This window comes from Streptomyces sp. SD31 (assembly GCF_052068475.1).
In the GTDB taxonomy this organism is placed as follows: domain Bacteria; phylum Actinomycetota; class Actinomycetes; order Streptomycetales; family Streptomycetaceae; genus Streptomyces.
This window is the reverse complement of the sequence record NZ_JBQHCX010000020.1, coordinates 219,290-227,479: the sequence shown is the minus strand read 5'-3', so window position 1 is coordinate 227,479 and position 8,190 is coordinate 219,290. Positions and strand designations below refer to the sequence as shown.

The 8,190-nt window shown below is 69.4% G+C and carries 8 protein-coding genes; 4 read left to right on the top strand and 4 right to left on the bottom strand.

What is annotated here, in order from left to right; translation table 11 throughout:
- Both ACTMVF_RS35715 and ctaC read right to left on the bottom strand, forming a co-directional pair.
- The coding region (locus ACTMVF_RS35715; RefSeq protein WP_441275202.1) for a cbb3-type cytochrome c oxidase subunit I at positions 1-296 on the bottom strand (296 nt) is incomplete at its 3' end.
- Complete coding sequence (gene ctaC, locus ACTMVF_RS35710) at positions 293-1,258, bottom strand: aa3-type cytochrome oxidase subunit II (RefSeq protein ID WP_441275201.1); 966 nt, start codon at positions 1,256-1,258, stop codon at positions 293-295. The genes ACTMVF_RS35715 and ctaC, both read right to left, overlap by 4 nt.
- 288 nt (positions 1,259-1,546) lie before the next feature.
- Here ctaC and ACTMVF_RS35705 point away from each other — a divergent pair, with 288 nt between their 5' ends.
- Positions 1,547-2,923 (top strand): cysteine desulfurase/sulfurtransferase TusA family protein, encoded by a 1,377-nt coding sequence (locus ACTMVF_RS35705; RefSeq protein WP_441275200.1) that lies wholly within the window; start codon positions 1,547-1,549, stop codon positions 2,921-2,923.
- A 127-nt stretch (positions 2,924-3,050) separates the two neighbouring features.
- Here the strand turns inward: ACTMVF_RS35705 and ACTMVF_RS35700 are convergent, their stop codons facing one another.
- Positions 3,051-4,025: a carbohydrate kinase family protein gene (locus tag ACTMVF_RS35700; protein ID WP_441275199.1), complete on the bottom strand. Its 975-nt coding sequence runs from the start codon at positions 4,023-4,025 to the stop codon at positions 3,051-3,053.
- 131 nt (positions 4,026-4,156) lie between these two features.
- On the opposite strand from ACTMVF_RS35700, the gene ACTMVF_RS35695 reads away from it, so the two are divergent.
- Both ACTMVF_RS35695 and ACTMVF_RS35690 read left to right on the top strand, forming a co-directional pair.
- Entirely contained in the window at positions 4,157-4,366 is a 210-nt protein-coding gene (locus ACTMVF_RS35695) for a hypothetical protein (RefSeq protein WP_441275198.1), read from the top strand.
- A 149-nt stretch (positions 4,367-4,515) separates the two neighbouring features.
- Positions 4,516-6,210 (top strand): PT domain-containing protein, encoded by a 1,695-nt coding sequence (locus ACTMVF_RS35690; protein ID WP_441275197.1) that lies wholly within the window; start codon positions 4,516-4,518, stop codon positions 6,208-6,210.
- A gap of 106 nt (positions 6,211-6,316) precedes the next feature.
- Here the strand turns inward: ACTMVF_RS35690 and ACTMVF_RS35685 are convergent, their stop codons facing one another.
- Complete coding sequence (locus ACTMVF_RS35685; protein ID WP_302001300.1) at positions 6,317-6,673, bottom strand: HesB/IscA family protein; 357 nt, start codon at positions 6,671-6,673, stop codon at positions 6,317-6,319.
- Positions 6,674-7,001: 328 nt separating this feature from the next.
- Between ACTMVF_RS35685 and nadA the strand changes: the two genes are divergently transcribed.
- Positions 7,002-8,186 carry a quinolinate synthase NadA gene (gene nadA, locus ACTMVF_RS35680; protein ID WP_441275196.1) on the top strand — a complete coding sequence of 395 codons (1,185 nt, stop codon included), beginning with the start codon at positions 7,002-7,004 and terminating at the stop codon, positions 8,184-8,186.
- Positions 8,187-8,190 lie beyond the last annotated feature (4 nt).

Sequence of the window (8,190 nt, the reverse complement as noted above, 5' to 3'; positions counted from 1 at the left end):
GCGAACATCAGCAGCATGATCGTGCCGTGCATCGTGAACGCCTGGTTGAACTGCTCGTTCGACATGATCTGCAGACCAGGCCGGGCGAGCTCGGCGCGCATGAGCAGCGCCATCACGCCGCCGATCACGAAGAACGCGAACGACGTGACGAGGTACAGCGTTCCGATCGTCTTGTGGTCGGTGGTGGTGAGCCACTTGACCACGACGTTGCCGGGCTGCTTGCGCCTGACCGGCAGCTCGTTCTCGTACGAGTCCTCAGCTGCCGCGGCACCCTGGGGTTCGTTGAGGATGCTCACAGGTTTGTCGTCTCCCGGTTCTTCTCGTGGCTCGTCTGCGCGATGCCGGCGGGAACGTAACCGGTCTGCCCCTTCTTGGCGAGGTCCTTGAGGTGCTGCTCGTAGCGCTCGGGGGAGACGACCTTCACGTTGAACAGCATCCGGGAGTGGTCGACGCCGCAGAGTTCGGCGCACTTGCCCAGGAAGGTGCCCTCCTTGTTGGGGGTCACCTCGAAGGCGTTGGTGTGGCCCGGGATGACGTCCTGCTTCATCAGGAACGGCACCACCCAGAAGGAGTGGATGACGTCACGCGAGGTGAGGACGAAGCGGACCGTCTTGCCCTTGGGGAGCCACAGGGTCGGACCCGGGTTGCCCGTCTGCGGGTTCCGGGTGCCGGGAGTGCCGCAGTCGTAGACGCCGCCGGCGTTCGCCGGGAAGTCTTCCTTGAACCGGTCCGGGATCGCGGCCAGTTCCTTGGCCGTCTTGGCGTCGCCGGTGGAACCGTCGACGTTCTCGATCATGTTGAAGCACCAGGACCACTGGAAGCCGACGACGTTGACGGTGACGTCGGGCTTGTCCTTGAGTTCGAGGAGCTTCGACTCGTCGCGGGCCGTGAAGTAGAACAGGACCGAGACGATGATGAGCGGGACCACCGTGTACAGCGCCTCGATCGGCATGTTGTACCGGGTCTGCGGAGGGACCTCGACCTTGGTGCGGCTGCGCCGATGGAAGATGGCGCTCCACAGGATGAGGCCCCACACCAGCACGCCGACGGCGAGCGCCGCCGCCCAGGAACCCTGCCACAGGGAGAGGATCCGCGGAGCCTCTTCCGTGGTCGGGGTGGGCATACCAAGGCGAGGGAAGTCTTCCCAGTTGTACGAGCAACCGGTGGCTGTCGCCAGGACCAGGCCCGCAGTCATTGCCTGCAGCAGCTTCCGCCGCATCGGGCGCCGCGGCGAGCGGTCGGAGCCGTTGGGACTCACGTAGCGCCTTCCCGAGAGTCTCGCCCGCGCGGTATGGCTGCGGCCTGGCCTTCTCGCTGGTCGGTCGCCGCCCTGCGTCGGGCAGGGGTTTGGATGTTTATGCGGACCAAACCCTAGCCGACGCCCTCCGGGGGTTCGCGGGGAGGGGGGCCTACTGAGGTGGGGGGTTCGCTTGATTGGCGGCGGCGGGCTCGTTGGGGCTTGTCGCGCCCCGCGGCGGAGCCGCTGATGTCACTGTCCCGCGCCCCTGAAGGGCGTTCCAGTGACCGGACGATTTAGCGTTGCTGTGTGGGCTACTTCGACGCTGCTTCCAGTGCTCCCCTTCATCCCGTTGCCCGGCAGGCTCTGCAGGCCTCCCTTGATGAGGGGTGGGCTGATCCTGCCCGTCTCTATCGGGAAGGGCGGCGGGCGCGCATGTTGCTCGACGCGGCTCGGGAGGCCGCTGCCGAGGCGGTGGGGTGTCGTGCCGACGAGTTGGTGTTCACCTCGTCCGGGACCCGGGCCGTGCACTCGGGTGTCGCGGGCGTGTTGGCGGGGCGGCGGCGGGTCGGGCGTCACCTGATCGTGTCCGCCGTCGAACACTCCTCTGTGCTCCATGCGGCTGATGCGCACGAGGCCGGGGGCGGGGCGGTCACGCAGGTCGGGGTGGACCGTGCCGGGGCCGTGAGCGTGCGGGGTTACGTGGCTGCCCTTCGCCCGGAGACCGCCCTGGCCTGCCTCCAGTCGGCCAACCACGAGGTGGGGACCGAGCAGCCGGTGGCGGAGGTGGCCGGGGTGTGCCGGGAGGCCGGGGTGCCGCTGCTGGTGGACGCGGCGCAGTCGCTCGGGTGGGGGCGCGTCGAGGGTGACTGGTCGGTGTTGACCGGGAGCGCCCATAAATGGGGTGGGCCGTCTGGGGTCGGACTGCTCGTCGTACGCAAAGGAGTGCGGTTCGCCGCACAAGGGCCCCTGGACGAGCGGGAGTCGGGGCGGGCGGCCGGGTTCGAGAACATCCCGGCGATCGTCGCCGCGGCGGCCTCGCTGCGGGCCGTACAGGCGGAGGCGGCCCAAGAGGCGGTACGGCTGCGGGAGCTGACGGAGCGGATCCGGGCGCGGGTGCCGGGGACGGTGCCGGATGTGGAGGTGGTCGGCGATCCGGTGCGGCGACTGCCCGGTGTCGTCACCTTCTCCTGTCTCTATGTCGACGGGGAGACATTGCTGCACGAGCTGGATCGTGCCGGGTTCTCGGTCTCCTCCGGTTCGTCCTGTACGAGCAGCACGTTGACGCCCAGCCATGTGCTGAGGGCGATGGGGGTGCTGAGCGAGGGAAACGTGAGGGTTTCGTTGCCGTTCGGGACGGCGGCGGAGGACGTCGAGCGGTTCCTGGAGGTGCTGCCGGGGGCCGTGGCGTCCGTGCGGGAGAAGCTCGGGGCGCCGGTGCCCAGCACTGTCGTACGGGAGGACGTCCTGGTCGTGGACGCGATCGGCAAGCTCTGTCCGCTTCCGGTCATCGAGCTGGCCAAGGTCATCGGCGAGGTGCCCGTGGGCGGACGGGTACGGGTCCTGGCCGACGACGAGGCCGCACGGCTGGACATTCCGGCCTGGTGCGCGATGCGGGGGCAGGAGTACGTGGGCGAGGAGCAGGCTGCGGAGGGGACGGCGTACGTAGTCCGCCGGGTGACCTGAACGCCCCGTCTTTCAGGGGCGCGGGGCGGTATCGATATGCGGCCACCGCCGCGTGAGCGCGACCAGTCCCCACGCACCAGCACACGACGACACTCCCGCCAAGGCAGACGCGTAGTCGCACCCGGCCTCAGCCGAGATGCTTCCGCACCTCCTCGGCGGCAGCGTCCCCGTACGCCTTGGTGAAGCGGTCCATGAAGTGAGCCCGCCGCAGCTGATACTCCTGCGTCCCCACCGTCTCGATCACCAGGGTCGCCAGCATGCACCCCACCTGCGCGGCACGCTCAAGGGAAACACCCCACGCCAGTCCCGACAGGAACCCCGCGCGGAAGGCGTCGCCGACACCGGTGGGGTCGGCCTTGCGCTCCTCCTCGGGGCAGCCGACCTCGATCGGGTCCTCCCCCTCGCGCTCGATGCGGACGCCGCGCGAGCCGAGGGTCGTGACGCGGTGGCCGACCTTGGAGAGGATCTCCTCGTCGGTCCAGCCGGTCTTGGACTCGATGAGGCCCTTCTCGTACTCGTTCGAGAAGAGGTACGTCGCTCCGTCCAGCAGTATCCGGATCTCGTCGCCGTTCATGCGGGCGATCTGCTGGGAGAAGTCCGCGGCGAAGGGGATCTCGCGGGAGCGGCACTCCTCGGTGTGGCGGAGCATCGCCTCGGGGTCGTCGGCGCCGATGAGGACCAGGTCGAGGCCGCCGACGCGGTCCGCGACGGTCTTCAGCTCGATGAGGCGGGCCTCGCTCATCGCGCCGGTGTAGAAGGAGCCGATCTGGTTGTGGTCGGCGTCGGTGGTGCAGACGAAGCGGGCGGTGTGCAGGGTCTCGGAGATGCGGACCGAGCCGGTGTCGACGCCGTGCCGGTCCAGCCAGGCCCGGTACTCGTCGAAGTCGGAGCCCGCGGCGCCGACCAGGATCGGCTTCGTGCCCAGCTGGCCCATGCCGAAGGCGATGTTCGCGCCTACGCCGCCCCGGCGTACGTCCAGGTTGTCGACCAGGAAGGAGAGCGAGACCGTGTGCAGCTGGTCCGCGACGAACTGGTCGGCGAAGCGGCCGGGGAAGGTCATGAGGTGGTCGGTGGCGATGGAGCCGGTGACTGCGATGCGCACGGCGTGGAGTCTCCTGCGGGGAGGTGAGGTTGACAGTCCACGCTACCGTTCGTGACCAGGACTCTGAAGCAGTCGAAACTACCCGATAGTAGATCTTTCTTCGCGGCTCTCGGCGTGCCTACGGTTCCGTTATGACGAAAATCGAGGTCCACGCCCCGGCTCCGATCGACCTGGAGGGCGACCTGGCGTCGCTGCGCGGTGACTGCGCGCGGATGGCTCCCCACTGGACCGCTCCCGACCGTGTCCTTTCCCGTCCGGTCTCCCCCTCACTCATCCATGGGGTGACCGTGCCGCCGAGGTCGGCGCGGCTGCTGGACGCGATGTCGGACTACGGCGACTGAATCGGCGCCTTTCAGGGAACCGCGCGCTCCCCCGCTGCGTCCCATCGCTGTCCCCCGTAAAGGGGATGCGGGATACGACCGTGGGCCGACCTTTTTGGCAGGGTCCGGTCAGGGTCATGGGACATGTGCGCAGCCGAAGGAGCGATGCGGTGAACACCGAGCGACCCGAGAACGACGACACGGGCGCCGACGGCTCCGCCGAGGAGCAGGGCGTCCGGGAGGAGAACGGCGCCGCCGGTGCCGTGGAGGACGGCACCACCGTTCCCGACGCCGAGGCCACGGGGGCCGAGGACGAGCGCGCCCATGAAGAGACCGATCATGAAGAGGCCGCTCGCCACGAGGCCGGAGTCAGCGATTCCGCCCGGCGCCGCTCCCCCGCGATCATCGCCTCCGTCGCTGCCGCCGTGCTGCTGGTCGGGGGCGGTGGGGCCTACCTCGCCGCGAGTGCGTCGGGTGGGTCGGACGGGGGTACGGCGTCGGGGACGTCCGGCGACGACACTCCCCCGCCGCTCCACCTCGACGGCTACACCGAGGGCGGCACCGGCGGTACCGGCGGCATCGCGCCCGGGGAGCCCAACCCGTACGGCGTCACCTACAAGGCCGACGGGGAGTTGGCGGACGGGCCCGGCTCGGCGCCGGTGTACCGGGCTCAGGGTGAAGTCGGCGCGGACGAGGTGGCCCGGCTGGCCGAGGCGCTCGGGGTGGACGGGAAGCCGGTGGCGCAGGGGCAGACCTGGAAGGTCGGGGCGAAGGACGGGTCGGGGCCCAGTCTGCAGGTGAACAAGCAGGCGCCGGGGACCTGGACCTTCTACCGGTACGCCCCCGGCACCGACAACTGCGAGAGCACCACCGTCTGCGACAAGGGCGCCGCGGACCGGGCCGCCGACCCGGTGAGCGAGGCCGCCGCGAAGAAGGCCGCCGCGCCGGTCCTCAAGGCGGTGGGTCAGGACGACGCGAAGCTCGACGCCGGCCAGCTCATGGGCGCGCAGCGGGTCGTGAACGCCAGCCCTCTCGTCGGCGGGCTGCCCACGTACGGCTGGACGACCGGGGTCACGGTGAGCGCCCAGGGTGAAGTGGTCGGCGGTAGCGGCCAGTTGAAGGCGCCGGTGAAGGGGGACACGTACCCCGTGCTGGATGCCGAGAAGACGCTCGGGCTGATGAACGCGGCGCCGGGGACCGACCACCGCATGGGCATAGGCGGCTGTGCCAGCCCCGTACCGCTGAAGGACCGCCTCGAGGCGCCTTGCGGGTCGGAGGCCTCGACGGGTGCGCCGGCGAAGGACACCGTCACGGTCGAGAAGGCGGTGTTCGGGCTGGCCTCGCACTCCGTGGACACGCGGCAGGCGCTGGTGCCGTCCTGGCTGTTCGAGGTGCGGGCGCCGGGCGCGCAGGACGGCTTCACGGTGACGTATCCGGCGGTCGACCCGAAGTACCTGGTCTCGGCCACGCCGTCCGAGGAGCCGAGCGGGCAGCCGAGCGGGCAGCCGACGCCGCGGCCGACCGAGCCGAAGGACGAGCCGACCTCGGCGCCGGTCACCCGGAACGTGGCGGTGGACGGCTACACCGTCGACGGCAGGGAACTGACCGTGGCCTTCACGGGCGGCGTGTGCGCCGAGTACAAGGTGACGGCGAGCGAGAGTGAGGACGAGGTCACGGTCCAGGTGACCGAGACCTCTCAGCCGGACAAGATCTGCATCATGATCGCCAAGGTGTTCCACAAGACCGTGCAGCTGGACGAGCCGCTCGGTGACCGCAAGGTCGTGGGCTCGGACGGACAGGCCGTCCCGCTGGAGAAGCCCGGGACGCGGCTCCCGGACGCACCGGAGACGTCCGGGGCCCGGTAAGGGTCCGCGGACGCGGGAAGGCGGCGGCCCCGTCGGAGGGGGTCGCCGCCTTCCCGTGTGCCGGCCGGGCTCGGCCGGGCTGCTCAGTTGGGCTCGGCCGGGCTGCTCAGTTGAAGGAGTCGCCGCAGGCGCAGGAGCCCGTCGCGTTCGGGTTGTCGATCGTGAAGCCCTGCTTCTCGATCGTGTCCACGAAGTCGACGGTGGCGCCGCCCAGGTACGGGGCGCTCATGCGGTCGGTGACGACCTTCACACCGCCGAAGTCCTTCACCACGTCGCCGTCGAGGGAACGCTCGTCGAAGAAGAGCTGGTAGCGCAGGCCGGAGCAGCCGCCGGGCTGGACGGCCACGCGCAGGGCCAGGTCGTCACGGCCTTCCTGGTCGAGCAGGGCCTTGACCTTGGACGCGGCGGCGTCGGTCAGGACGATGCCGTCGGTGACGGTGCTGGTCTCGTCCGATACGGACATCTACATCTCTCCCGGGTTGTACGGAGACTGCTTGCCGACGGTTGCAACCGGCGGGGCCGCGGATTCATTCCGGGCCGGGCGCTTGTCTTATCGGTCCTCCTTCATGCTCGCACACGGTGCGCGAAGCGGAAAACGCCTCAATGGGGAATACGCGGACCCGTCATCGGGATTCACGTCACATCGACGCGATGGCCATCGTCAAACTGACGTGAACCGGTTATGATAGATAGCGTCAATTCGACGAAAAGTCGATGAAGGTGTCCCGCATGACCCGCCGGGTCCGGATCTTCCGGTCCCGGCGAGCCGCAGAACAGAAAGGGTGCGTGTCGTGACCACCGCCCAGACCACGGAGCTCGACGTCCAGCCGACGCCCCTCGCCCTGCTGCTCCTCGGCCGTGAGGCCGACCCCAGGAGCGAGCGCGGCGTCGAGTGTCCCGGCGACCTGCCCTCGCCGTCCGACCCGGACCTGGTCGAGCGCGCCCGCGCGGCCAAGGAGAAGCTCGGGAACAAGGTCTTCGTGCTCGGCCACCATTACCAGCGCGACGAGGTCATCCAGTTCGCGGACGTGACCGGCGACTCCTTCAAGCTGGCCCGGGACGCGGCCGCGCGCCCGGAGGCCGAGTACATCGTGTTCTGCGGCGTGCACTTCATGGCCGAGTCGGCGGACATCCTGACCTCCGACGACCAGAAGGTCGTCCTGCCCGACCTCGCCGCCGGCTGCTCGATGGCCGACATGGCGACGGCCGAGCAGGTCGCCGAGTGCTGGGACGTACTGACCGAGGCCGGGGTAGCCGAGCAGGTCGTGCCGGTGTCGTACATGAACTCGTCCGCGGACATCAAGGCGTTCACGGGCAAGCACGGCGGCACGATCTGCACCTCGTCGAACGCGAAACGGGCCCTGGACTGGGCCTTCGAGCAGGGTGAGAAGGTCCTCTTCCTCCCCGACCAGCACCTCGGGCGCAACACCGCCGTCCGGGACATGGGCATGTCCCTGGAAGACTGTGTCGTCTACAACCCGCACAAGCCGAACGGCGGGCTGACGGCCGACGAGCTGCGCGCCGCGAAGATGATCCTGTGGCGCGGCCACTGCTCGGTGCACGGCCGCTTCAGCCTGGAGTCCGTGGAGGACGTGCGCGCCCGGATCCCCGGCGTCAATGTGCTGGTCCACCCCGAGTGCAAGCACGAGGTCGTGGCCGCGGCGGACTACGTCGGTTCGACCGAGTACATCATCAAGGCCCTGGAGGCCGCCCCGGCCGGCTCCAAGTGGGCCATCGGCACCGAGCTGAACCTCGTACGCCGCCTGGCGAACCGTTTCGCGCCGGAGGGCAAGGAGATCGTCTTCCTGGACAAGACGGTCTGCTTCTGCTCGACGATGAACCGCATCGACCTGCCCCACCTGGTTTGGACCCTGGAGTCCCTCGCCGAGGGCAACCTGGTCAACCGCATCGAAGTCGACAAGGAGACCGAGGCGTTCGCGAAGCTGGCGCTGGAGCGGATGCTGGCGCTGCCGTAGTCCC